The sequence below is a fragment of the Spirillospora sp. CA-108201 genome, assembly GCF_050936235.1.
Taxonomy (GTDB): domain Bacteria; phylum Actinomycetota; class Actinomycetes; order Streptosporangiales; family Streptosporangiaceae; genus Spirillospora.
The window spans coordinates 5,598,563-5,622,336 of sequence record NZ_JBNJNE010000001.1 but is presented as its reverse complement, the minus strand read 5'-3'; the positions used below and the strand labels follow the sequence as shown (position 1 = coordinate 5,622,336).

Here is a 23,774-nt window from a genome sequence, read left to right as displayed (position 1 = left end):
AAAAGCGCAGATCAGTGAGGGGGCGACCGTGGCGCGTGTCGTCGTGGACGTCATGCTCAAGCCGGAGATCCTCGACCCGCAGGGGCAGGCGATCGCCCGCAAGCTGCCGCAGATGGGGTTCGACGGGGTCGTGGCCGTCCGGCAGGGCAAGCGGTTCGAGGTGGAGCTGGAGGGGGACGCCGACGAGGCGGCCCTGGAGAAGGTCGGCAAGATCGCCGAGACGCTGCTGGCGAACCCGGTCATCGAGAACTACGAGGTTCACGTTCTGTAACCGGCCGGGCGTGCGGCCGGGACCGGTCCGCCGCCCGCCCCGGCGGCAGAATGCCGCTCGGTTTGCCGCCGCGACATGGCCCGTTCCAAATGGCGGACTCGCGACTGTGGCGATTACGGAAGATTCCGTCGGGGAAGTGTTAGCTGCGTTGAGTCGTCGAGCACGCTCCGGGACCGGGGGCACGGTCGGGACGCCCGGAGCATGACACGAGGTGTCCGGGTGGATATGAGGTTCTCGCTCGCGCTGCCGCGCGACGCGCTGAGCATCCCGGTGGTCCGGCGGGTGACGGGCGACGCCCTGCGGGGGCTCGGTGTCGCCGACGACTGCGTCGACGACCTGCTGGTCGCGGTCTCCGAGGCGTGCACGAACGTCATCGAGCACGCCCGCGCCAACGGCGACTACAAAGTGACCGGACACGTGGACGACGGCACCTGCATGCTGAAGGTCATGGACCGGGGCCGCGGGCTCCGGTCCGCCCCGCCGGAGCCGGACGCCCTGAGCGAGTCGGGGCGCGGAATCACGATCATGCGTGCGCTGGTGGATCACCTGGACATCGACTCCGTGCCCGACCGGGGCACCGTCGTTCACCTGCGGAAGCGGCTGACCTGGAGGGACGGGGCGCTGGTCGGACGCCTCGACCGCAGCCTCATTCCCAACGCCGGGTAGATTGGGACCTGCGCGCGGGGGAATGCGACGCGCATCGGGGTTGATCGGCGGAGAAGATCCCGATCGTCTCGGCCGCACCTCATTTCGGAGGAACAGAACAGATGGACGCTGCCCGGGTTGGGATCATCACCTTCCCAGGTTCCCTTGACGACAAGGACGCCGCACGCGCGGTGCGGCTGGCCGGCGCGGAGCCGGTCGCCCTCTGGCACGGCGACCGCGACCTGCGGGGGGTCGACGCCGTCGTCCTGCCCGGCGGGTTCTCCTACGGGGACTACCTGCGCGCCGGGGCGATCGCCCGGTTCGCGCCGCTGATGTCCGAGGTCGTGGCCGCCGCGGGCGACGGCCTGCCCGTCCTCGGCATCTGCAACGGCTTCCAGGTGCTGTGCGAGTCGCACCTGCTGCCCGGCGCGCTGCTCCCGAACGCGGGGCTGCACTTCGTCTGCCGCGACCAGCGGCTGCGCGTCGAGAACGCCGACACCGCCTGGACCTCGGAGTACAACGAGGGACAGGAACTGGTGATCCCGGTGAAGAACCGGGACGGCCGCTACACCGCCGACCGGGAGACGCTGATCGAACTGGCCGGCTCCGGCCGCATCGTCGCCCGCTACCTCGACCTGAACCCGAACGGCTCCCAGGACGACATCGCCGGGATCTGCAACGAGGCCGGCAACGTGGTCGGGCTCATGCCCCATCCCGAGCACGCCGTCGAGTCGCTGACCGGGCCGTCCACCGACGGGCTCGGCTTCTTCACCTCGATCGTCAAGAGACTGGTCAACGCATGAGTGAGCAACGGCCCCACGCTTCCGGAAGGGCTATCCGAGACGAGGACGAGCCCTCGATGGAGTGGCTCGGCGAGCTCAAGTCCGACGCGGACGACCCGGAGCTCCAGCCCGTCAATCCCGCTGTGACGCAGGGGTTCAAGGCCATCCTCGAAGAGGACCGGCCCCCCGCTCTGCCCGGCTCCCAGGACCCGGCCGCCGAACCGCCCCCCGGCCCCTTCACCGGGCCCATCCCGGTGCTGAACGACGAGGAGCCCGTCCTGGGCCCTGCGCCGTTCCAGGGGGTGCCCGACCCGGAGTTCGCGCGGGCCCTGGAAGAAGAGCGCGTCAGTGGCGACCCCACGTCCACCGTAGCGGACCCGTCGCTCACAGTGCCCGACCTGAGCGCCTTCGCGGCGCCGTCGCCCGCCCGGGGCACGGGCAGCGGCCCGCAGCCCCTTGCGGGCTCCGGCACGGGCCCTCAGGCCGCCGTAGGCCATGGCACCGGCCCTCAGGCCGCCGTAGGCGCCGGAACGGGCCCCCAGCCCACCGTGGGGCGCGGCACCGGCCCCCAGCCCGCCGTAGGCACCGGCACGGGGCCTCAGCCCGCGGTCGTTTCGGGCACGGGGCCTCAGCCCGCGGTTCGTCCGGGCACCGGCCCGCAGCCTCTCATCGACCTGAACACGGGCCCGCTGTCGCAGGGCCCCGGTACCGGCCCCCAGCCTCCGGTAGGCCCGGGGACGGGTCCCCAGCCCGCCGTGGGGCGCGGCACCGGCCCGCAGCCGACCGTGCGCCCGGCCACCGGCCCGCTGCCCGCCATCGGGCGGGGCACCGGCCCCCAGCCCGCGGTCGGACCCGGAACGGGCCCCCTGCCCGCCGTCCGCCCGGGGACGGGGCCGCTGCCCAGGGTCAGCCCGGGGACGGGCCCGCTGCCCAGGGTCAGCCCGGGGACGGGCCCGCTGCCCGCGATCGGCTCCGGCACCGGCCCGCAGCCCGCCGTCGGACGCGGAACGGGCCCGCAGCCCGCCGTCGGCACCGGAACCAGCCCCCAGCCCGCCCTCGGACGGGGCCCGGGTCAGCCGCCCGCCATCGGCCGCAGCACCGGTCCGCAGCCCGCCATCGAGCCGCCCGCGTACTACGACGGTGGCACGGACACGGTCGCCATCGCCGCCGCGTCTCCCGAGCGTCCCCAGCCGTACGCCGAACTGGGGATGAACGAGGAGGAGTACGCCCGCGTCCGCAACATCCTGGGACGCCGGCCCACCTCGGCCGAGCTGGCGATCTACTCCGTCATGTGGAGCGAGCACTGCTCCTACAAGAGCTCCAAGGTGCACCTGCGCCAGTTCGGTGACAAGGCCCCGAAGACCGACAAGCTCCTGGTCGGCATGGGAGAGAACGCCGGTGTCGTGGACATCGGCCAGGGCTGGGCGGTCACCTTCAAGGTGGAGTCGCACAACCACCCGTCCTACGTCGAGCCGTACCAGGGCGCCGCTACCGGCGTCGGCGGCATCGTCCGCGACATCATGTCGATGGGGGCGCGCCCCATCGCCGTCATGGACTCGCTGCGCTTCGGCCCGGCCGACGCCGCCGACACCCAGCGCGTCCTGCCGGGCGTCGTGGCCGGCGTGGGCGGCTACGGCAACTCCCTCGGCCTGCCCAACATCGGCGGCGAGACGGTCTTCGACGCCTGCTACGAGCAGAACCCGCTCGTGAACGCCCTGTGCGTCGGCGTGATGAAGCACGAGGACATCAAGCGCGCGGTGGCCCCCGGCCCCGGCAACCAGGTGATCCTGTTCGGCGCCCTGACCGGCCCGGACGGGATCGGCGGCGCGTCCGTGCTCGCCTCGGCCACCTTCGACGAGGAGTCGCACCAGAAGCGGCCGTCGGTCCAGGTGGGCGACCCGTTCATGGAGAAGCTGCTCATCGAGTGCTGCCTGGAGCTGTTCCGCGAGGACCTCGTGGTCGGCATCCAGGACCTCGGCGCCGCCGGGGTGTCGTGCGCGACGACGGAGCTGGCCGCGGCCGGCACCGGCGGCATGCACGTCGACCTCGACGCCGTCCCGCTCCGCGACGCGACGCTCCTCCCCGAGGAGATCCTCATGAGCGAGTCGCAGGAGCGCATGATGGCGGTGGTGGAGCCCGCCAAGGTCGAGCGCTTCATGGAGATCTGCGCCCGCTGGGAGATCCCGGCCACCGTGATCGGGACGGTCACCGACACCCGCCGGCTGGTCATGACGTGGCGCGGCGAGACGATCGTCGACATCCCGCCGGTCACGGCCGCCGACGAGGGCCCCGTCTACCAGCGCCCGCTGGCGCCTCCGCACGACCTCGGCGCCCTGCAGTCCGACACCCCGGGGCGGCTCACCCGCCCGTCCAACGGCGACGAGCTGCGCCGGACCGTCCTCTGGCTGGCCGGGTCCCCGAACCTCGCCGGCAAGACGTGGGTGACCTCCCAGTACGACCGGTACGTCCTGGGCAACACCGTCATGGCGATGCCCGAGAACGCCGGCGTGGTCCGCATCGACGACGAGTCGGGCCTCGGCATCGCGCTGTCACTGGACGGCAACGGCCGCTACGCCCGTCTCGACCCGTACGCGGGCGCCCAGCTCGCGCTGTCCGAGGCGTTCCGCAACGTCGCCGCGACCGGTGCGCGGCCCCTGGCCGTCACCAACTGCCTCAACTTCGGCTCCCCGGAGGACCCGGGCGTCATGTGGCAGTTCGCGCAGGCGGTCACGGGCCTGGCGGACGGCTGCCAGTACCTCGGCATCCCGGTGACGGGCGGCAACGTCAGCTTCTACAACCAGACGGGCGACACCGCGATCAACCCGACCCCGGTCATCGGCGTCCTCGGCGTCCACGACGACGTGCGCCGCCGGGTGAACATGTCGCTGACCACCGACGGCGCCACGATCGCCCTCCTCGGCGAGACCCGCGAGGAGTTCGGCGGCTCGGAATGGGCGCACGTCGTCTACGGCCACCTGGGCGGCCTGCCGCCGCTGGTCGACCTGAAGGCCGAGGCGGCGCTGGCCTCGGTGATGGTCGCGGCCGTCCGCGACGGCCTGGTCAACGCCGTGCACGACCTCTCCGACGGCGGTCTCTCGCAGACGCTGGTGGAGTCGTGCCTGCGCGGCGGCCTCGGCGCCCGCATCACCCTGCACGGCGACCCGTTCGTCGCGCTGTTCAGCGAGTCGGTGGCCCGCGCCATGGTCGTCGTCCGTCCGGGCGCCGAGTCCCGTCTCGCCGCCCTGTGCGAGTCGGCGGGCGTCCCGGTCAGCCAGCTCGGCGTGGCCGGCGGCGACAGCCTGCACGTGACGGGCCGCGGCCCCGAAGGCGACCAGCAGGAGCTGTTCAGCATCGGGCTCTCCGAACTCCGCGAGTCCCACGAACGCATGCTCCCGACCTACGCCGACTGACCAGACCGACGAAGGGCGCTCCCGAACGGGGGCGCCCTTCGGCATGTCACCCCCTCGCTGGTCCGGGTGACGGATCAGCGCTTGGGCGACGAGGACGCGCTCCCCGTTGGGGACCCGCCGGCAGAAGGTCTCGTCATCAGGCCCCGGTCAGAACCCGATACCGCGGAAGCTCCCGCATTTGGCTTCAGCCGGGGCCGAAAAGGTGCCGGCCTCCTTCCGCGAGGGCGGGAGGAGGCCGGCAGGGGACGGGGCGCGCTGTTGTGGACGCGCTAGTCGGACATGAGGCTCAGACGCACCTCGACGAAGACGTCGAAGTCGTCCATGGCATCGAGGATCTCCACGTCGGGGAGGTCGATGCGGCCGGAGACCGTCTCACACGCTCGGGAGAGCTCGTGGACGGCCGGGTACAGCTCGCTCGCGTCGTCGGCCAGGCGGAACGTCAGCGTGCCGCCTTCGCTCATCACCCGGTCGACGTCCTCCTGGGAGGAGTCGGTGTCGTCCGGCTGGGAGGAGCCGGTGTGGTCCGGCGCCCCCGTGGCCTTGGCGCTCAGGCGCAGCTCGGCGTGGACGGCGAACTCCCCGGCGGCGAGGATCTCCGTGATGGGGAGATCGATGCGGCCGGAGAGCAGCTCGCACGCCCGGGCGAGCTTCTCGGCCGCCCCGTAGGCGCCTGCCAGGTCGAACGTCAGCGTGCCGCCTTCGCTCATCACCCGGTCGACGTCCTGCTGGGAGGGGCCGTCATAGTTTGAAATCATGGGCTTTGCCCTTCTGGTCTCTCGGTTGTCGGTCGTACTCACCTGGAAACCGTCCGGGCTCGTTCGCAGGCAGCAAGTCGGGTCCGCGCGCCGCGAAAAGGCGGGCAGGCCGGAGCGAAGAGGCGCGCGTCCAGAGCGCAGGCCCTCTAGTCAGAGCGGGGTGGGCCGTCTCGAAGTGGCCTCGGCCACGCACGCGAACGCGTGACCTGCCCGGTGCAGCGAAGCCGGAGGCGAGCGGAACCGGGCAGATCGCGAAGCGATGCCGCGTTCGCCCAGGCCCGGTCACGCAGCGAGCCGCCAGGCGAGCGAAGTGGGCCGGGGCCTAGAAAACTGAGACGTGGACGTGGTCGTAGTGGTTGGCGGTCACGCCGCCTCGGTTCTCCATGGCGCGCCAGCCGGGGCTGCGGAGGTCGTAGATGCGCTGGCGCCAGATGATGTACTTGATGCCCAGGGCGCTGGCGTGGGCGATGGCGTAGTCGGCGGTGCGGTCGCCGAGGGCCTGGGCGCTGCCGGAGGCCATGACGCCGCCCGTGGTCACCATGAAGTCGCAGGCGTGGCCGGTGCCGTGGTCCTGGGGGTCGCCGGTCTGCCGGACGCAGCCGATCGTGGGGAAGGGGCCCGTCTCCAGGTCGAGGGTGTTCTTCACCTTGAGCATGCGGGGGGTGACGCCGCCCATGCCGACGCTCGGGGACTCGGGCTTGTACTTCTTGACCAGGGACTGGATCTGCGACTTGCGCCGCCTCAGGTCCTTGATCTCCTTGTTGAGCTCCGTCATCTTCTGCTGGGCCGCCTTGCGGGCCGCGAGCTGGTCGTTGACGAGCTTCTGGATCTGGGCGACCTTGCCCGCCTTGTTCTGGGCGAGATGGCTGACCAGGGTGGCGTTGCTGAGGAGGTCGGAGGGGTCCGCGTCGGCCAGGAAGGTGACGGTGGGGTCCTCGCCGTTCGTCATGTACTGGGACGCGGCGAGCTGGGCGACGACGCCGCGGGCCTCCCGGAGGTCGCGCTGGAGGTCGTTGGACTTGTCCAGCGCCTTCTTCGCGGCGAACTCGGCGTCCTTCAGCTTGGCGAGGTCGCCGCCGTACTCCTTGTCGAGCTGCTCGATCTGGCGGTTCAGCTTCGCGAACTTGCCGCTGTCGCCCGGGTCGAGGGGCAGGGACGCGGGGGCGGCCGCGGACGGCGTGGCGGCGGCGACCAGGGGTACCGCGGCGGCGAGGGCCACGAGAGCCGCGGCGGCGCGTCGCCGGCCACGGCGGCGGTCAGCGTGCCGACGGGTGGAGGCGGGGGTCTCCACGTGTTCTCCTCTCGTCATGGCCGAAGGTCAATGAACGTTAAAGAGCCGTCTGCCTCGCCAAGAGTAGACCCCGGCGGTGCCGGGAGCGGGCGAAGGCGCGAGATGCCCGGCCCCCTTGCTGGGAGCCGGGCCATCCTACGTGACGGGACTCACAGCTTGCCCTTCCACAGGAGCCTGTTGGGCTGCGAACGCAGTCCCTTGAGGCCGTGGGTGGCGTTGTCGTTCAGCACCTTCTGCACCGTCGGGAAGGTGGCCTTCGGGTGGGTGGAGAGGTAGAGGGCGGCGACACCGCTGACGTAGGGGGCGGCCATGGACGTTCCGCTGAGCGCCTTGCTGCGGTTGCCGGGCCAGGTGGAGTAGATGCCGTAACCGGGGGCGTTGATGTCGACGCACTTGCCCCAGTTGGAGAACGAGGCGCGCGTGTCGGTCTTGGTGGTCGCGCCGACCGCCATGACCCAGCCCGCGCCGGCCGGCGAGACCTTGCACGCGTCGACGTTCTCGTTGCCGGCGGCGACGGAGGTGAACACCCCGGACTTGGACAGGTTCATCACGGCGGTGTTGACCGCGGTGGACTTGGGGCCGCCGAGGGACAGGTTCGCCACGGCCGGCTTGGCGGCGTGGGTGCGCAGCCAGTTGGCGGCGTCGACGATGTCCGACATCGAGCCCTCGCCGTTGCAGTCGAGGACGCGCAGGGCCCGCAGCTTCACGGACTTGGCGGCGCCGTAGGTCTTGGAGCCGATGATGCCCGCGACGTGGGTGCCGTGGCCGTTGCAGTCACGTCCGTCGCCGTTGAACCTGCTCGCCGCCCAGGCGACCGAGGCGCGGCCGCCGAACTCCTTGTGACCGACGTCCAGGCCGGTGTCGATGATGTAGGCGTTCACGCCCTTGCCGGACGACTTGTAAGTGTAGGTCTTGGACAGCTTCGCCGACCGCTGGTCGATGCGGTCCAGGCCCCAGGGCAGCGGCGCGCGCTGGGTCGTGCTGGCCTTGACGATCTGGTCCTGCTCGATCGCGGCGACGCGGTTGTCGCGGCGCAGCTTGTTCAGCTGGTCGCCGTTCAGCCGCGCGGCGAAGCCGTTCAGGACGCCGTCGAAGCGCCGGACGCCCGTCGCCTTGACGTTCTTGGCGGCGGCGTCGGTGGACGCTCCGGACTTCAGTGTGACGATGTACCGGCCGGGCACCGGCGTGCCCGCCGCCGCCGTCACCTTCACCAGGGACGACGAGTCGTCGGCGAGCACCGGGAACGCCGCGGCGGCGCCGAGGCACGCCGTGACCGAACCGACGAGCAGCAGCCTTCGGTGGACAGTCCGCAAGGTCCCCTCCTTGTGCCGGGGAGCGCGCGGAGGCGTCCCGCCCATGATCGATGGTTTCGATCGAGGGGAAACCCTAGCGGAACTGTCCTAATAAGAGACGACAATCTGGACGCATTGTCGGGGGCGGCCGAGCGGTCAGGCCCGGCTGAGCCGCCCGCCGTAGCCGAGGCTCGTCCCCGGCCTCGTCCAGGTGTACTGGAGCGTCCCGTCCGGCTGCCGGGTGACCTGGACGGTCCCCGACGTGCACGGCTTGCCGATGTCCAGGTTCATCTTCAGCGCGCTCTCGGTGCCGCGGGTGAGCCGGAGCGTGCCGTTGCAGTTCTCCCGCGGGTACAGGGCGCGCCCGGTCGTCCCGCCCTTCTGGAACGTGATCTCCACCGGGAAGGACGCGTTGCGGCCCGTGTTGACCACCGTCCCCTTCCACGTCCCCGTGAACGAGGCCGGGATCGTCGTCACCGGGCGGTTGTCGGACGTGTTGGTGCTGTCGGGGGGCGATCCGTCGTCGTCCGCCTTCAGCTGGGGCCACAGCACCAGCGCGATGATGGCGACGCCGACGCCGACGCCGATGGCCAGGGACAGCGCCAGGCCGAGGACGTGGTTGCCGGGGCGGCGCATCTTCGCGAGGGCCGCGAAGGGCGAGGGGCGGTTCGGGGAGCGGTGCCCGCCGCCCTCGCGGCCCTGCCCCGGGATGAGGGGATTCGGCGCGGTGGGGTCGGCCGGGGGCGGCATGTCGACGGCGTCGAACGCGGCCGTCCGGTCGCCGCCGACGGCGTCGAACCTCGCGGTCTGCTCCGCCTGGGCGTGCTGCTCGGGCCGGTCCATGCCGACCGCGCTGAGCGTCGTGGTCGCCTCGAACGCGGAGGGGTCCAGGTCGGCGGCGGGCGGCTCGGGCGGCCGCTCGGCCTCCGGGCGCGCGCGGCGGGACCGCCCGAGCTTCCCGAACAGCGGTACGGAAGGCGATGCGGAGTCGCCGACCGGCCCCGGGGGCGGCCCTGAAGGCGGGCCCGGAGGCGGCCCCGGAGGCATGGCCGGGCCCGGCGTGAACCCGGCCGGGGGAGCCGCTCCCATGGGGCTCCCCGGGGCTCCCATGGGAGAACGCGGCGGCGGCGTGACCCGCGGCAGGTTGTGGCGGACCATCACGCCCGTCGCGAGGGCGCGCCCCTCCTCGACCATCGAGGTCGGAAGGCGCTCCGCGAGCGCACTGCCCTTGCCGAGCAGCCGTTCGAGGATCGTCCTGGCCATCGGGCGCTCGGCCGGGTCCTTGGCCAGAGCGGCGGTCAGGACGTCGCGCAGGGAGTCGGGCACTTCCGACAGGTCGGCCTCGTCGTAGACGATCCGCTGCATCACCTCGGACGGCGAGCCCTCGCCGAACGGCGGCCTGCCCGCGGCGGCGAACATGACGGTCGACGCCCACGCGAACACGTCGGCGGCGGGGCCGATGCCCATGCCGCTCAGCTGCTCGGGGGACTTGTAGGCCGGGTCCTCCGTCATGTGCCCGCGGAACGCCACGTTCACGGCCTCCATGGCGTGGGCGATGGCGAAGTCGCTCATCCGGGGACCGTGCCGGCCGAGAAGAACGTTCCCGGGTTTCAGATCGTGGTGGACGGCGCCCGCGCGGTGGACGGCGGCCAGGGCGACCGCCATGCCGACCGCCACGCGCTCGACGACGACGACGCCGCGCACGCCCTCCTCGTCCACGAGCTGCTGGAGGGACGGCCCGTCGACCCACTCGCTCACCACGTAGGGGCGGTCGCCCTCGACGTCGGCGTGCAGGATCGCCGCCGTGCAGAAGCCGGAGACCTTCCGGGCCGGGGCGAACGCGTCGGCGAACCGCGACCGGGCGACCGGCTCGCCGCTCAGCCGCACGTGCAGGACCTTCACGGCGACGGGGCGTCCGGACGGTTCCCTGCCGAGGAAGACGGCGCCCTGCTCGCCCACGCCGAGCCGTCCCGTGATCTCGAACGAGCCGAGCCGACTCGGATCGCCCGGCTGCAGGGGCAGCGCCTCGGGCATCTGACGAACCTCCGTCTCCTCCGGGGACGGCGTCCCCGGCCTCCCCGTTCCCTGCACCCCCATGCCTGGCGGGGTCCTTTCTACCGCCTGCGCGGTGCCGAGGCTCACCCGGTAGCGTCATGCGCGATGCCGCGAACACCGCTTTCCCCCACCGTCCTGAACGAGCAGCGCGCCGCGCTCGGGCTCGCGCCCTACACCGGCGCCGACGAGCCCGCCGCGCTGCGCCGCGCGGCTCTGGACACGGTCCTCGCGGGCATCGAGGCGGGAGGCGCCGAACCGAGCCGCCCGGTGGTCAGGGGAGCGGTGCGGTACCTGCTCGACCGGCTGGCCGAGCTGGCCCCCGGTCGTTCGGTGGAGGTGCGGGTCCCCCCGCACGCCGCCGTTCAGTGCATCGACGGCCCGCACCATACCCGGGGTACGCCACCGAATGTGGTGGAGATGGACGCCGCCACGTGGATCGCGCTGGCCACCGGCCGCCTCACCTGGGAGGACGCCGCGGCGAACGGACGGGTGCGGGCGAGCGGCCCGCGCGCCGACCTGACGCCCCACCTCCCGCTGCCCCTCGACTGAGGCCCGCCTCTCGACTCGGCGGGGAGGACGCGCATAGCGTGCGCGGGTGACGCGCGCCTTACCGGAGGTGGTCCCCGTGCTGATCGCGCACTGGACGTTCGACGCCGGCACCGTGGACGGCCGCCGGGCCGCCGACTCCGCCGGGGCCGCCCCCGCCGCCGAGCTGGCGGGGAACGCGGGGATCGCCCCGGGCCGGGACGGCGAGGCGCTGTCGCTCGGCGGCCGCGACCGCGCCGTGATCCCCGCGGCGCCGCAGCTCGTGCTGAGCCAGGTCTTCGGGTTCGGCCTGGCGTTCTTCGTCCGGGTCGACGAGGCGCCCACCGGCGAGTGGCGCAGCCTCCTGTACAAGCCCGTCGCCGAGGACGACGCGCGCGGGCTCGGCCTGTGGCTGTACCCGGACGCGATGAGGCTGCGCGTCCAGCTGTTCACCGTCAGGGGCCCCGACTACGTCGACAGCCGGGCCCGGCTGACCGTGGGCGAATGGGCGCACATCGCGTTCGTCGTGGACACCCGGGGCATGGTCCTCTACGTCGACGGGGAGCAGGACGCCGCCGCCCCGCTGGAGCATCCCGTCGTCACCCCGGCGGGGCCCGTCTACCTGGGCAGGGAGCCCGCCAAGCCCGGCTTCGGCGGCCTCATCGACGATCTGCGCGTGTACGCCTCGGCGCTGGGGCAGGAGGCCGTCCGCTCCCTGGCCGACCAGCCGGGCGCCTGAACCCGGGCGTCCAGGGGGTCGCCTGGGCGAACGGGAACTCGCGTTCGACGCAGCCGCGCCGCGAGAGGTCGTCGGGGTACCGGGCCACGTCCCCGCACTGGGCGGCTTTGCTCAGCAGCCAGAAGAGCGTCCCGGAGCCGATCAGGAGCGCGAGCGCGGAGCAGACCACCCCCACGAGGGCGGGACGCCGCTCGGGATCGCGGCGCGCGAGGGACACCGTCCCGAGAACGAGGCCCACGAGCGCCGGGAGCATCCCCGCGAAACACGCCGCGAGCCCGGCCAGGCCGACGATCCCGAGTACCTGGGAGGCTCGCGCCAGCGTGCTCCGCCTCGGCGGCGCCGGGGGCGAGTGGGGCCGGTACCCGGGCATGGTCATGCGTTCCTCCACGTGTCGTCCCCAGATTCCCCCGCACCCCGTGATCCCCGTGGTTTCGGGGAGTAAAGGTCGGTTAAGGAGATCCCACCGATCGGAGCAGGTGAACCGGGCATCTAGACTGGCGAACGTGCCTCTCCGTGACGGACGTCTGAGCCACGACATCGATCCCTCCGACCGTGCTCCGCAGGACGCCTGCGGGGTCTTCGGCGTCTGGGTGCCCGCCGAGCAGGCGGCCCGGGCCGAAGTGAGCAAGCTCACGTACTACGGGCTGTACGCGCTCCAGCACCGCGGGCAGGAGTCGGCGGGCATCGCCGTGAGCGACGGCTCGCGCATCGTCGTCTTCAAGGACATGGGCCTCGTCGCCCAGGTCTTCGACGAGTCGGTGCTGAACACCCTGCGGGGCCACATCGCCGTCGGCCACTGCCGCTACTCCACGACCGGCTCGCCCACGTGGGAGAACGCGCAGCCCACGTTCCGGTCCACCGACGACGGCGGGCTGGCGCTCGTCCACAACGGCAACCTCATCAACACGCCGGAGCTGGCCGCGCGGCTGGACCCCGGCGAGCTGACCGCCACGACCGACACCGAGGTCCTGACCGCCCTGCTCGCCGCGCGCGGCCAGGGCGGCGCGCTGGAGGCGGCGCGGGAGATCCTCCCGGCGACCCGCGGCGCGTTCTCCCTGGTCTTCATGGACGAGGGGACCCTCTACGCCGCCCGCGACCCCGAGGGCATCCGGCCGCTCGTGCTCGGCTCCCTGGAGGACCGCGGCTGGGTGGTCGCCTCCGAGACCGCCGGGCTCGACATCGTCGGCGCCCGGTTCGTCCGGGAGATCGAGCCGGGCGAGCTGATCGCGCTCGACGGCGAGGGCGTGCGGTCCGAGCGGTTCGCCGAGGCGCGCCCGAAGGGCTGCCTGTTCGAGTACGTGTACCTGGCGCGGCCCGACACGACGATCGCCGGGCGCAGCGTCCAGGCCACCCGCGTCGAGGTCGGGCGGCGGCTGGCCCGCGAGCACCCCGTCGAGGCCGACATGGTCATCCCGACGCCCGAGTCGGGCACGCCGGCCGCGATCGGCTACGCCGAGGCGTCCGGCATCCCCTACGGCCAGGGCCTGGTGAAGAACTCCTACGTCGGCCGGACGTTCATCCAGCCGTCCCAGACGATCCGCCAGATCGGCATCCGGCTGAAGCTGAACCCGCTGCGGGAGGCGATCGAGGGCAAGCGCCTGGTCGTGGTGGACGACTCGATCGTGCGCGGCAACACCCAGCGCGCCATCGTGTCGATGCTGCGGGACGCGGGCGCCGCCGAGGTGCACGTGCGGATCTCCAGCCCGCCGGTCTCCTGGCCGTGCTTCTACGGCATCGACTTCGCGACCCGGGCCGAGCTGATCGCCGGGAACCTGTCGGTGGAGGAGATCCGCGACTCCATCGGCGCCGACTCGCTCGGCTACATCTCCCTGGACGAGCTGATCTCCGCCTCGCACATCGCCAAGGACAACCTGTGCCGGGCGTGCTTCGACGGCCAGTACCCCATCCCGGTGGAGCAGGACGCCCGCGGCAAGCACCTGCTGGAGGCCACCCGATGACGGACCGCCCGACGACCTCCTACGAGGCCGCAGGCGTCGACATCGCGGCGGGCGAGCGCGCCGTCGAGCTGATGAAGTCCCGGGTGGCCCGTTCGCGGCGGCCCGAGGTCGTCGACGACGTCAGCGGGTTCGCGGGGCTCTTCGACGCCTCGGCGCTGCTGCGCTACAGCAGGCCCCTGCTCGCGACGTCCACGGACGGCGTCGGCACCAAGGTCGACCTGGCGCGGCGCCTCGGCGTCTACGACACGATCGGGCACGACCTGGTCGGCATGGTCATCGACGACCTCGCCGTGTGCGGCGCCGAGCCGCTGTTCATGACCGACTACATCGCCTGCGGCAAGGTCGTCCCCGAGCGCGTCGCCGACATCGTCGGCGGGATCGCGGACGCCTGCGCCCTGGCCGGCTGCGCCCTCGTGGGCGGCGAGACCGCCGAGCACCCCGGCCTGCTGGAGGCCGACGAGTTCGACGTGGCGGGCGCCGGGACGGGCGTCGTCGAGGCCGACCGGATCCTCGGGCCCGAACGCGTGAAGGCGGGCGACGTCGTGATCGCCATGGCGTCGTCCGGCATCCACTCGAACGGGTACTCGCTCGTCCGGCACATCCTGGCGACGACGGACCTGACCCTGGAGACCGAGCCGGCCGAACTCGACCGCCCGCTGGGCGAGGAGCTCCTCACCCCGACGCGCATCTACGCCAAGGACTGCCTGGCCCTGGCCGAGGCGGGCGGAGTGCGGGCGTTCTCGCACATCACGGGCGGCGGGCTGGCGGCGAACCTGGCCCGGTCGCTTCCACCGGGCGTGGACGCCGTGCTGGACCGCTCGTCCTGGGAGGTCCCGGCCGTGTTCCGCCTGCTCCAGGCGCACGGCGACGTGCCGCAGGCCGAGATGGACAAGACGTTCAACCTCGGTGTCGGCATGGCCGCGATCGTCGCCCCGGACCGCGCCGACGAGGCGCTGCGCCTGCTGGCCTCCCGCGGCGTCCCGTCCTGGCCCCTCGGTGAGATCACCGAAGGCGCCGGCGGCGCGGCCCTGCGCTGACCCGCCTCCCGCCGGCCCGCCGACCTCGCGGACGGGGCTGAACGGGGTGCTGAGCGCCTCTCGGGCTTCTCAGGTCAACGAGGGCATGCCGGACACCGGACGCGGCCCGTGGGGTCGCTCGGCGTGAGCGGCGGCCCTCGGGCGTGCCCGGCCCACGACAAACGCCACCGCCCGGCGGTGCGGGCGGTGGCGTGCTGTCAGCCGGTCAACCGGAGGTGCCGTCCTTGCGGGGCTCCGTGCCGTAGTCGTCGGCGTAGTCGGCGTACTTCTCGGCGAGCTCGTCATAGGAGTCTTCGCCGGAGTCGCTGACTCCTAGTTCATCCTTCAGGCGGTCGAGGTCCGTGTTGCCGGTGCTGTACTTGAGCTGCCGGGCAACCTTCACCTGCTTGGCCTTGGCTCGGCCGCGACCCATTGGCTCGACCCCCTCGATGGTCAGGGCTTTCGTGGGCCCATCAACGCGCGCGTGTACCACACGAACCGGTGCCTGATGAGCCATGCGTCAGTCACGGGTACAACCGTACCCGTTTTGCGCCTGGCTCGGTACATCGACGGTACGTGGCGGCGCCCCTGTTGCTGATGACAACAGTGTATCCGGTGGTCACGAGAACGTGCGAAGGCCACCGTGGGACGGTCGTACGCCGCCCCACGGCGGCCCTCGCAACGGTTTTGCAACGGTCTAATGAGGTCGAGAAACCCCACTCCCGGATCGCGCGTTCCCGGAGCTCAGAGCCGCGGTTCCGGGATCTCAGAGGAGGATGCCGCGCAGCCTGCCGACCTCCGACATCCGGCGCTCGGCGAGCCGGTCGGCGGCCACCGCCGGCGGCACGCCCTCGTCGGCGGCCAGCGCGAATATCTTCCGGGTGGTGTCGTAGATTCCCGCGGCGCGGGCCTTGGCGCGGTCGAAGTTGAAGCCCTCGATCTCGTCCGCGACCTGGATCACGCCGCCGGAGTTCACCACGTAGTCGGGCGCGTACAGGACGCCGCGGTCGGCGAGGCGCTTCTCCACACCCGGGTGGGCGAGCTGGTTGTTGGCGGCGCCGCAGACGACCCTGGCGGCCAGCACGGGCACGGTGTCGTCGTTGAGGGAGCCGCCCAGCGCGCACGGCGCGTACACGTCGAGCTCGGTGCGGACCATGGCGTCGCCGTCGGAGACCACCTCCACCTCGGGGTGCAGCGCCCGGACGCGGTCGACGGCGGCCTCGTCCACGTCGCAGATCACGACGTCGGCGCCGTCCTCGCGCAGGTGCTCCACCAGGCGGTGGCCGACCTTCCCGACGCCCTCCACCCCGACCCGGCGGCCGCGCAGCGTGGGCTGGCCCCACACCGTCTCGGCCGCGGCCCGCATTCCCTGGAACACGCCGAACGCCGTGAGGATGGACGAGTCGCCGGCTCCGCCGTGCGCGACCGTCCGTCCCGTGACGAAGCGGCACTCGCGGGCGACGATGTCCATGTCCTCGCTGTAGGTGCCCACGTCGCACGCCGTGTAGTACCGGCCGTTCAGCGACTGGACGAACCGCCCGTAGGCCCGCAGCATCGCCTCGGACTTGTCCGTGGCGGGGTCGCCGATGATGACGGCCTTGCCGCCGCCGAGGTCGAGCCCGGCCAGGGCGTTCTTGTACGCCATCCCCCGCGACAGGTTCAGCACGTCGGCGAGGGCCTCCTCCTCGGAGCCGTACGGGTAGAAGCGGGTGCCTCCCAGGGACGGGCCGAGCGCGGTGGAGTAGACGGCGATGATGGCGCGCAGGCCGCTGGCCTCGTCCTGGCAGAAGACGACCTGCTCGTGTCGGGGTTCGGTGCCCTTGTGGGGCGCCCCGAAGACATTAGGCACGGTAGTGCCCTCCTCTCTGTCTCTAAGATCAGCCTAGGGCGCGCGATGCCGCCACGCCCGACCGAATCTCCTGTCACGATGCGATTCTCATGTCACGATGCGATGGTGCTTCCGTACGCGGCGTACCTACGGGTTTATGAACCGGTGACCGCCTTCCCGGAGCCCGCGCGGACCCTGTGGACGGTCTACGCCGACTCCAGGCGCCGTCCCAGGCGGATCCATGCGCTCGGGGCGGAGCTCCGGGAGGCGGTGCTCAGGCTGACGGGCTCGCCGCCCGAGGTCGTCCCGGAGCGGGAGAGCAGGGACGCCTACGTGCGGCGCCTGGAGGACATGATCTACGTGTGCCCCTGGGGGACGCGGCTGCGGTCCTGGCTGGCCTTCGAGCGCTTCAGGGAGGAGCACGCGGCGGGCGTGGCGGCGGCCTTCGTCCCGCCGCCCCTGTCCGAGCGGGTGCGCGGCGACTTCGAGCAGTGGAAGAACGCCGGCCGCTCGCTGCGCCCGCACATCCTGACGAGCACCTGGCACGTCCCGCTGGACTGGTTCGTGCCGTTCGCGCGCGGCGAGCGGTGCCTGATGCTCGGCACGCCGGGGACCGGCTACCGGCTGGCGGACGACACGGCCGAGGACGTCGCGGGCCCCGGCCCGGCGACGGCGGCGCCCGCGCGGACCCTGATCTACGTCACCTCGATGGAGGAGGCCCGCCGCCGGGTGGCGGCCGCGCTCCCGGTGGTGCGCGAGAACCTCGGCGAGGGGGCGCAGGACGTCTACCTCCTGTCGGCGGGGCGGCTGGAGACCCTCGGCCGGTGGCTCGGCGGGTTCCACGCCCGCGCGCTCGTGGAGCTCGACTACGGCGGCCTCGTCCATCTCCTGGACGACGCCACGCTCCGTACCGACGAGTCGGTCGCGGAGATGACCGTGGCCCTCACCGGGATGGAGCGAGGTGAGGTCGAGCTGACGGTCGCGATGTACAAGCGTCTCCTGGCCCGCTGGCGGCCCGTACGGGCGCTTGAGGCCGCGAACTAAAACAAATTTCCCGAATCCGCGCGCGATACGACTATACGTGTCGCTAGAATCACGCAGCGTGACCCAGCAGCCATCGGACAAGCACACTTCCCCGCTCTCGCGGGGATGTTTGCACGCAACTACCGCCAGGAACTTGCTTGTTGCGCTGAGTGGTGGCAAGGTTACACGTTGTGATGTCATAGTGGCTCTTTCGGGCCATAGGGGACATCAGTGACCACGCGAGGATCAATCGCAGGATCGCTGTCATCGGTCCACGGAGGAGAGGCCGCAAACATGTCAGCACGTACGCCAGAGGCCGAGCCCCTGCTGACGCCGGCGGAGGTGGCGACGATGTTCCGCGTCGACCCCAAGACCGTCACGCGCTGGGCGAAGGCGGGAAAGCTCACGTCGATCCGCACGCTCGGCGGGCATCGCCGGTATCGCGAGGCGGAGGTGCGGGCGCTGCTCGCGGGAATCCCGCAGCAGCGTTCGGAGTAGGAACGCCGGCCGGCGGGGCTCCAGGGGAGCCCCTCGGACGCACAGCGCAAGAGGGGGGCGGCCAGGAGGCCCTCAAGCGGACCTCGCGCCCGAGCTTCGTGCGGGGACCCGCTCGCTGGTCTCCTGGCCGGCACGGGACCACGGTCATCCGAGAACCGTGGTCCCGGACGCAGAAGCCGCACTGTCCCCGGGGACGGGCATCAGAACGCCCGCCCCCGGGGACTATGTGCGTTCCCGGCAACGGTCCTCCGGGGGCGCGTGGAGCCGCGCCCGGAACAACGCACCCGGTCGCCAGGACGGGGCGGGGTGAGGTGGTTGTGTTGCGGGGGGTGTGTCCGGTTGTGGACGCGACAGGGTTGGATGTCCGAAACTCCGCGCACGTCAGCGCGATAACCGCAGGTCGAGCGGTTACTGGTTCGTCTCCGGGTGGCTAATGGCTCATCTCTTCGTGGGCCAGGCGGTCGAACAGGGCGCCCGTCCCGGGGTCGTGCCTGCCGGAGACCTGCATGATCACCACGAGTTGGTCGACGAGCAGCCGCTCCAGGTCGGGGCGGGGCACGTCGCGGTTCTCCAGCCAGTCCAGGCCGGCGGTCTCCACGGTCGCCATCCAGCAGCGCAGCGTGATGCGCAGGATCGGCGGCGGGACGTCGACGTCCAGCGAGTGCAGGATGCGGTCGAGCAGCAGTCGGCGGATCCCGTCGACGATCTCTCCCGCCTCGCCCGAGCGGTCGGCGGGCCCGCCGCGCAGCAGCGCCGTGTAACCCGCCGCGTGCCGCTCCACGAAGTCGAAGTAGCGCTTCAGCGAGATCTGCAGGCGTTCGAGCGGCCTGCCCTCGGTGGGCGGCTCCAGCAGCACCGAGAGCTGCTTGGCGGCGCTGCCGAGCGCCGCGATGTACAGCTCGTTCTTGCCGCCGAAGTAGTGGTAGACCAGGGCGCGGGAGGCTCCCGCCTTCGCCGCGACGTCGTCGATCGAGACGTCCTCGGGCGAGCGCGTGCTGAACAGCTGCAGCGCCGCCTCGATCAGTTCGTCCCGGCGTTCGCCCACGCTGAGTCGGCGGCGGCCGCGCCCGCCGCCCGGCCGGTTGCGCGCCTTCGCGCCGGCCATCGCACGATCTCCCACCTGGGCAGGGTATCCGAGCCGGGCGCGGTCAGGGCGCACGGCGGGCGCGCCGGCGGCGGTCCCGCCGCCTCGCCTTGATCGTTCCCGGGCACGAGTGTGATCCGGAACACCACAGGCCCGAACCACCATTGTCGGATGCCCGTTACTCGCTGTCGCGGCGGTACGGGGGTAAGGCGCGGCATCATGGCATCCCCTCCTGAGCGGAGGGCGGCGTGCCGAATCCCCTCCCGGGCCGCCGCCGCGGCAGGTCCTGCAGGTTCCCCTGGACGGAGTGCCATGTCAGCTGATGAAGCAAATCCTCCGCACGGCGTGCGGGGAGAGGTAGCGGTGCCCCGGCCGCGCGGCGAAGCCTCTCCCGCACCGCGCGACGAGGGCAGACCGGTGCCCGCGCCGAAGCCGACGATCCGCAATGTCGCCGAACGCGCCGGGGTGTCCAAGTCGCTCGTCTCGCTGGTCATGCGAGGGTCGCCGCACGTGAGCGAACGCCGGAGGCAGGCCGTCCTGCAGGCGGCCCGGGAGCTCGGCTACCGCCCGAACGCCGTGGCGCGGAGCCTGGTCGAGGGACGCACCCGGCTGATCGGCGCCATCGTCGCCGACCTGCACAACCCGTTCTTCGCCGAGTTCCTCGACGGGCTCCAGGAGAGCCTGCACGGCGCGGGGCTGCGGATGCTGGTCGGCAGCGGCCGGTGGGACCCGATGTTCGAGGCCGAGGCCGTCGAGGCGTTCCTGGAGATGCGGGTGGACGGGCTGGTGCTGCTCAGCGTCGTCCCCGAGTCGCTCAAGGAGGCCGCCGCCAGCGTCCCCGTGGTGGTCGTCGGCGAGCGCGACGTGGTCGGCGTCGACATCGTGGTGGACGACGACGAGCTCGGCGCGAGCCTCGCCGTCGACCATCTCGTCCAGCACGGGCACCGCCGGATCGCGCACATCGAGGGAGCGCGCTCCACCACCGCGCGCTACCGCCGCGCCGGCTACGAGAAGGCGATGCGGCGGCACGAGCTGGCCGACGAGATCGTCGTCGAGCCCGGCGACTTCACCGAGGACGGCGGCTACCGGGCCGCGCTCTCCCTGCTGCGCCGCGACCCCCGGCCGACCGCGATCTTCGCTCCCAACGACCTGGTCGCCACCGGGGCCCTGTCGGCCGCCGACGAACTCGGCATGCGGGTCCCGGCGGACCTGTCGATCATCGGCTACGACAACACCCACCTCGCGGCGATCCGGCACATCTCGCTGACCAGCGTCGACCAGCCGCGCCGCGACATGGGGCGGGTGGCCGCCGAGATGCTCACCGCGCGCATCGGCGACCCGGCCCGCGTCGCCCGGCAGAAGCTGGTCGTGCCGCACCTGGTGGTCCGCTCGACGACGGGGCCCGCCTCCGCCCGGTGACGCCGCCTGCGCGCCGCCGCCGCAGGACGTCCCCCCGCCCTCCCCTCGCTCCCGCCGGCCCGGTGCGTGCCGTGGTCCGCGCGTCGTGACGCCCGCCGCCCCCGGCTCGCGACGCCGCGCCCCGTGCCCCCGAGGCCCGTCGTCCCGGTGACCCGTCGCCCACGTGGCCCCCGATCGCGGTACGGCCCGCGTCCTCGTGGTTCGCGACGCCCTGCGCGTGGGTGCCGCGGTGCGCGACGCCACCGTTCCCGACGCCGTCCAGCGCGACGGCGCCGCCGCTGGGGCCGGCTATGGCCGGGGTACGGGGATGGTCGATCGTTCCTCGCGCCGGTGCCCGCCGGGTAAGGGGCAGGCCAAACCTGCCGCATTCCCCGGGACGGAACCCGCGGCCAGGTGGTTAATGGGACTTCACCCTCGGCGGGCGGGCCCCCGGGCGGCCCCGCGGAGGGCCGCCGGACCGAACCGCCGGCGGTCGGGAGAGGGTCCGTTCACCCAGAGGGGAACAGGTCGTGCGTGATCCGGAACTGGTGTCGTGCGCGCAGCGCGCGGCGAGCGAATTGGAACGCGCGTGGTCGGAGTGGCGGCACGCCCGCGGCCTCGCCGAGCAGGTGTCGGAGTCCGTCGCCAGCTACGTGGCCCATTCGATCGACCACCCGTGGGGCCGTCCCCGCGTGGTCCTCGGCCTGGACGCCGACGAGGCGCGTGCGCTCGCGGCCCTGCTGGGCAAGGAGGACCCGCTGCGCGGCTGATTTCCCCGACTCCGTTTGACGAACCCGCACCGGTGTGCAGACTGTCAGGGTCGGTAACGAAGTCATCACGGAGGAAAACGGCCTGTGCGAATTCATCGGGGCGGCCGCGCGGTCGCCGGTATCGCGCTGTGCCTGGGCGCGCTCGTCGCGTGCAACGGTACCTCCGGGACGTCCGGCGGCGAGGCCGCCGGGCCGCCGACGGCCGGAGCGGAGTCCCCGGGCGTCAAGGGCGGCAAGTCGCCCGCGTCCGCCAAGGGTGACGCGGAGTCGCTGGACGGCAAGGTGATCGTCATCGACCCCGGGCACAACGGCGGCAACGCCGACCACCCGTCGGAGATCAACCGGCAGGTCAAGATCGGTAACGGCAGCAAGGCGTGCGACACGACCGGGACCGAGACCAAGGCCGGCTACGCCGAGCACGCCTTCACCTGGGACGTCTCGAAGAGGCTCGCCGGCATCCTGAAGTCGCGGGGCGCGAAGGTCTCGCTCACCCGCAAGGACGACAAGGGCGTCGGCCCCTGCGTCACCGAGAGGGCCGCGCTCGGCAACCGGCTCAAGGCCGACGCCGCGCTGTCCATCCACGCCGACGGGGCGGCCGCGTCGGGCCACGGCTTCCACATCATCGAGCCGCTCTCCATCGGCCGGAACTCCGAGATGGTGTCCGGCTCCGCCGACCTGGGCGAGGCGTTGCGGAACGCCTACCACGAGGGCACCGGCCTCCCGTACTCCAACTACCTCGGCAAGAAGGCCATCGACCGGCGCGACGACCTCGGCGGCCTCAACATGTCGACCGTGCCGAAGGTCTTCATCGAGTGCGGCAACATGCAGAACAAGGGCGACGCGGACAAGCTGTCCAGCGCGTCCTTCCGGCAGCGCATCGCCGAGTCCCTGGCCGAGGGCTTCCAGACCTACCTGGGCTGATCTCCGGGCGGCGATCCGGGACACGCGCCGGGCCCGCAGCGGGCAGGATGAGCGGATGCCTGATCTTCGTCGTGTGCGCGAACTGCTGCTCGGGGCCGGTTACACCGTCGCGGGGGTGCGCGAGTCGCTCGGCCCGGTCGCGGGCGGGGCGCTGGCGCGGGACGAGATCGTGCCCGCGCTGCGGGCGACGGCCGGCGGCTCGCCGGTCGAGGCGCTGACACGGCTGTTCTGGCTCCAGGTGCCCGTGCCCGAAGGCGCGGTCGCCGCGGACGATCTGGTGGCGGCGGGGCTCGCCGAGGCGGCGGGCGGTCAGGTGCGGGCCGTGCTGCGCGTCGAGCCGCTGGAGGCGGTGGACGGCGACGGGCACGCCGGTTACGTCGTGTCGGACCTGAAGGTGCGGCCCGGCGACGGGCGCCTCCCGGCGGACGACCATGTGGTGGGGACCGGCGGCGCGTCCGGGAATCTCGCCCGGCTGGTCGTCCACAGGCCTGTGGACAACGTGCTCGATCTGGGCACGGGCTGCGGCGTCCAGGCGGTGCACGCGGCGGGGCGGTCGCCGGGCGCGCGCGTCACCGCGACGGACGTGAACCCGCGGGCGCTGGAGCTGGCCGCGATGAGCTTCGCGCTGTCCGGCGTGGAGGGCGCCGAACTGCTGCGCGGGTCGTTGCTGGAGCCGGTCGAGGGCCGCCGGTTCGACCTGATCGTGTCGAATCCGCCGTTCGTCGTCGCGCCGCAGGGCGACCGCCGGTTCACCTACCGCGAGTCGGGGATGGCGGGCGACGACTTCTGCCGCCGCCTCGTCGAGAACGCCTCCCGGTATCTGACCGACGGCGGATACTGCCAGCTCCTGGCCAACTGGCTGCATGTGGAAGGGGTTCCCTGGGAGGAGCGCGTCGGCGCGTGGGTGGACGGCTGCGACGCGTGGATCGTCCAGCGCGACGTCCAGGATCCGGCGGAGTACGCCGAGTTGTGGCTGCGGGATTCCTGCGAGGCGGGCACGCCCGAGTACCGCGCCCGGTACGGGGCGTGGCTCGACGAGTTCGACCGGCGCGACGTCACCGGGATCGGGTTCGGCTGGATCACGTTGCGGCGCGGCGAGGGCGCGGCCGTCCGGATCGAGGAGCTCCGGCACGCCGTCGAGCAACCCGTCGGCGCCTACGCGCACGAGGTTCTGGACGGCCTCCAGAAGGCGCGAGAGTTTTCCACAGCCTGTGGACGGCCGCTCACGGCGGTGCCCGGTCTCGTCCAGGAGCAGATCGGCCCGCCCGGCGCCGAGGACCCGGAGCGGATCGTCCTGCGGCAGGCGGACCGGCTCCGCCGCGCCGCCGGCGTCGGGACGGTCGAGGCCGCCCTCGCGGGGGTCTGCGACGGCACCCTGCCCCTCGATCCGCTCCTGGACGCCATCGCCCAACTCACGGGCATGGACCCCGGCGAGGTGCGCGCGCACGCCGCCGCCGTCCTGCCGGAGCTGATCGCCGACGGCTTCTTCGCCTGAGCCGGACGGGCGCCTCCC

21 protein-coding genes are annotated in these 23,774 nt (G+C 72.5%); 14 read left to right on the top strand and 7 right to left on the bottom strand.

All coding sequences use genetic code 11. From position 1 onward, the window contains the following. Positions 1-28 precede the first annotated feature (28 nt). The 4 genes from purS to purL all read left to right on the top strand — a co-directional run bounded on the left by purS (position 29) and on the right by purL (position 5,108). Positions 29-271, top strand: a complete 243-nt coding sequence (purS, locus tag ACQEU6_RS27020; RefSeq protein ID WP_089315160.1) for a phosphoribosylformylglycinamidine synthase subunit PurS — start codon at positions 29-31, stop codon at positions 269-271. Positions 272-496: 225 nt separating this feature from the next. Beyond that, complete coding sequence (locus tag ACQEU6_RS27015) at positions 497-937, top strand: ATP-binding protein (protein WP_499340355.1); 441 nt, start codon at positions 497-499, stop codon at positions 935-937. Positions 938-1,038: 101 nt separating this feature from the next. Next, entirely contained in the window at positions 1,039-1,719 is a 681-nt protein-coding gene (gene purQ, locus ACQEU6_RS27010; RefSeq protein ID WP_499335839.1) for a phosphoribosylformylglycinamidine synthase subunit PurQ, read from the top strand. 1,187 nt (positions 1,720-2,906) lie between these two features. Then, positions 2,907-5,108 (top strand): phosphoribosylformylglycinamidine synthase subunit PurL, encoded by a 2,202-nt coding sequence (purL, locus tag ACQEU6_RS27005; protein ID WP_499340353.1) that lies wholly within the window; start codon positions 2,907-2,909, stop codon positions 5,106-5,108. A 269-nt stretch (positions 5,109-5,377) separates the two neighbouring features. Here purL and ACQEU6_RS27000 read toward each other — a convergent pair whose 3' ends face one another. The 4 genes from ACQEU6_RS27000 to ACQEU6_RS26985 all read right to left on the bottom strand — a co-directional run bounded on the left by ACQEU6_RS27000 (position 5,378) and on the right by ACQEU6_RS26985 (position 10,480). Further along, on the bottom strand, positions 5,378-5,863 hold the full coding sequence (locus ACQEU6_RS27000) for a hypothetical protein (protein ID WP_499335838.1): 486 nt from the start codon (positions 5,861-5,863) through the stop codon (positions 5,378-5,380). Positions 5,864-6,185: 322 nt separating this feature from the next. Then, positions 6,186-7,154, bottom strand: coding sequence for a coiled-coil domain-containing protein (locus ACQEU6_RS26995; protein ID WP_499335837.1), 969 nt, complete (start codon positions 7,152-7,154; stop codon positions 6,186-6,188). Between the two features lie 149 nt (positions 7,155-7,303). Beyond that, the gene (locus ACQEU6_RS26990) at positions 7,304-8,467 is read right to left on the bottom strand and encodes a S8 family peptidase (RefSeq protein ID WP_499335836.1); all 1,164 of its coding nucleotides are present in this window, start codon (positions 8,465-8,467) and stop codon (positions 7,304-7,306) included. Between the two features lie 135 nt (positions 8,468-8,602). Continuing rightward, complete coding sequence (locus ACQEU6_RS26985; RefSeq protein WP_499335835.1) at positions 8,603-10,480, bottom strand: serine/threonine protein kinase; 1,878 nt, start codon at positions 10,478-10,480, stop codon at positions 8,603-8,605. A 126-nt stretch (positions 10,481-10,606) separates the two neighbouring features. Here ACQEU6_RS26985 and ACQEU6_RS26980 point away from each other — a divergent pair, with 126 nt between their 5' ends. The 4 genes from ACQEU6_RS26980 to purM all read left to right on the top strand — a co-directional run bounded on the left by ACQEU6_RS26980 (position 10,607) and on the right by purM (position 14,760). Then, on the top strand, positions 10,607-11,050 hold the full coding sequence (locus ACQEU6_RS26980) for a sterol carrier family protein (protein WP_499335833.1): 444 nt from the start codon (positions 10,607-10,609) through the stop codon (positions 11,048-11,050). Positions 11,051-11,096: 46 nt separating this feature from the next. After that, on the top strand, positions 11,097-11,765 hold the full coding sequence (locus ACQEU6_RS26975; RefSeq protein WP_499335831.1) for a LamG domain-containing protein: 669 nt from the start codon (positions 11,097-11,099) through the stop codon (positions 11,763-11,765). A gap of 503 nt (positions 11,766-12,268) precedes the next feature. Beyond that, entirely contained in the window at positions 12,269-13,723 is a 1,455-nt protein-coding gene (purF, locus tag ACQEU6_RS26970; RefSeq protein ID WP_499335829.1) for an amidophosphoribosyltransferase, read from the top strand. Then, positions 13,720-14,760 carry a phosphoribosylformylglycinamidine cyclo-ligase gene (gene purM, locus ACQEU6_RS26965; protein WP_499335828.1) on the top strand — a complete coding sequence of 347 codons (1,041 nt, stop codon included), beginning with the start codon at positions 13,720-13,722 and terminating at the stop codon, positions 14,758-14,760. The genes purF and purM overlap by 4 nt, the downstream gene beginning before the upstream one ends. A 205-nt stretch (positions 14,761-14,965) precedes the next feature. Here purM and ACQEU6_RS26960 read toward each other — a convergent pair whose 3' ends face one another. Next, positions 14,966-15,172, bottom strand: a complete 207-nt coding sequence (locus tag ACQEU6_RS26960) for a DUF3073 domain-containing protein (protein ID WP_149260363.1) — start codon at positions 15,170-15,172, stop codon at positions 14,966-14,968. A gap of 333 nt (positions 15,173-15,505) precedes the next feature. Then, a complete protein-coding gene (locus tag ACQEU6_RS26955; protein ID WP_499335826.1) occupies positions 15,506-16,588 on the bottom strand; it encodes a Leu/Phe/Val dehydrogenase in 1,083 nt (360 codons plus the stop codon). Positions 16,589-16,633: 45 nt separating this feature from the next. Between ACQEU6_RS26955 and ACQEU6_RS26950 the strand changes: the two genes are divergently transcribed. Together ACQEU6_RS26950 and bldC are read left to right on the top strand one after the other, a co-directional pair. Further along, positions 16,634-17,611, top strand: a complete 978-nt coding sequence (locus tag ACQEU6_RS26950; RefSeq protein WP_499335825.1) for a DUF8083 family protein — start codon at positions 16,634-16,636, stop codon at positions 17,609-17,611. A gap of 273 nt (positions 17,612-17,884) precedes the next feature. Continuing rightward, positions 17,885-18,088 (top strand): developmental transcriptional regulator BldC, encoded by a 204-nt coding sequence (gene bldC / locus ACQEU6_RS26945; RefSeq protein ID WP_012850682.1) that lies wholly within the window; start codon positions 17,885-17,887, stop codon positions 18,086-18,088. Between the two features lie 430 nt (positions 18,089-18,518). On the opposite strand, the gene ACQEU6_RS26940 is transcribed toward bldC, so the two are convergent. Beyond that, on the bottom strand, positions 18,519-19,208 hold the full coding sequence (locus ACQEU6_RS26940; protein WP_499335822.1) for a TetR/AcrR family transcriptional regulator: 690 nt from the start codon (positions 19,206-19,208) through the stop codon (positions 18,519-18,521). Between the two features lie 381 nt (positions 19,209-19,589). Between ACQEU6_RS26940 and ACQEU6_RS26935 the strand changes: the two genes are divergently transcribed. From ACQEU6_RS26935 to ACQEU6_RS26920, 4 genes are all read left to right on the top strand, one after another. Then, positions 19,590-20,591 (top strand): LacI family DNA-binding transcriptional regulator, encoded by a 1,002-nt coding sequence (locus tag ACQEU6_RS26935; protein WP_499335821.1) that lies wholly within the window; start codon positions 19,590-19,592, stop codon positions 20,589-20,591. A 509-nt stretch (positions 20,592-21,100) separates the two neighbouring features. Next, a complete protein-coding gene (locus ACQEU6_RS26930; protein ID WP_089315141.1) occupies positions 21,101-21,340 on the top strand; it encodes a hypothetical protein in 240 nt (79 codons plus the stop codon). Positions 21,341-21,424: 84 nt separating this feature from the next. After that, positions 21,425-22,261, top strand: coding sequence for an N-acetylmuramoyl-L-alanine amidase (locus tag ACQEU6_RS26925; RefSeq protein WP_499335820.1), 837 nt, complete (start codon positions 21,425-21,427; stop codon positions 22,259-22,261). Positions 22,262-22,316: 55 nt separating this feature from the next. After that, positions 22,317-23,756, top strand: a complete 1,440-nt coding sequence (locus ACQEU6_RS26920; protein ID WP_499335819.1) for a DUF7059 domain-containing protein — start codon at positions 22,317-22,319, stop codon at positions 23,754-23,756. Positions 23,757-23,774 lie beyond the last annotated feature (18 nt).

What these genes read in the sequence shown, in the direction of transcription:
- ACQEU6_RS27015 (WP_499340355.1), top strand. Translation starts at nt 497, where the DNA reads ATGAGGTTCTCGCTCGCGCTGCCGCGCGACGCGCTGAGCATCCCGGTG.
- purQ (WP_499335839.1), top strand. Translation starts at nt 1,039, where the DNA reads ATGGACGCTGCCCGGGTTGGGATCATCACCTTCCCAGGTTCCCTTGAC.
- purL (WP_499340353.1), top strand. Translation starts at nt 2,907, where the DNA reads ATGAACGAGGAGGAGTACGCCCGCGTCCGCAACATCCTGGGACGCCGG.
- ACQEU6_RS27000 (WP_499335838.1), bottom strand. Translation starts at nt 5,863, where the DNA reads ATGATTTCAAACTATGACGGCCCCTCCCAGCAGGACGTCGACCGGGTG.
- ACQEU6_RS26985 (WP_499335835.1), bottom strand. Translation starts at nt 10,480, where the DNA reads ATGCCCGAGGCGCTGCCCCTGCAGCCGGGCGATCCGAGTCGGCTCGGC.
- ACQEU6_RS26980 (WP_499335833.1), top strand. Translation starts at nt 10,607, where the DNA reads ATGCCGCGAACACCGCTTTCCCCCACCGTCCTGAACGAGCAGCGCGCC.
- purM (WP_499335828.1), top strand. Translation starts at nt 13,720, where the DNA reads ATGACGGACCGCCCGACGACCTCCTACGAGGCCGCAGGCGTCGACATC.
- ACQEU6_RS26960 (WP_149260363.1), bottom strand. Translation starts at nt 15,172, where the DNA reads ATGGGTCGCGGCCGAGCCAAGGCCAAGCAGGTGAAGGTTGCCCGGCAG.
- ACQEU6_RS26950 (WP_499335825.1), top strand. Translation starts at nt 16,634, where the DNA reads ATGCCGCCACGCCCGACCGAATCTCCTGTCACGATGCGATTCTCATGT.
- bldC (WP_012850682.1), top strand. Translation starts at nt 17,885, where the DNA reads ATGTCAGCACGTACGCCAGAGGCCGAGCCCCTGCTGACGCCGGCGGAG.
- ACQEU6_RS26920 (WP_499335819.1), top strand. Translation starts at nt 22,317, where the DNA reads ATGCCTGATCTTCGTCGTGTGCGCGAACTGCTGCTCGGGGCCGGTTAC.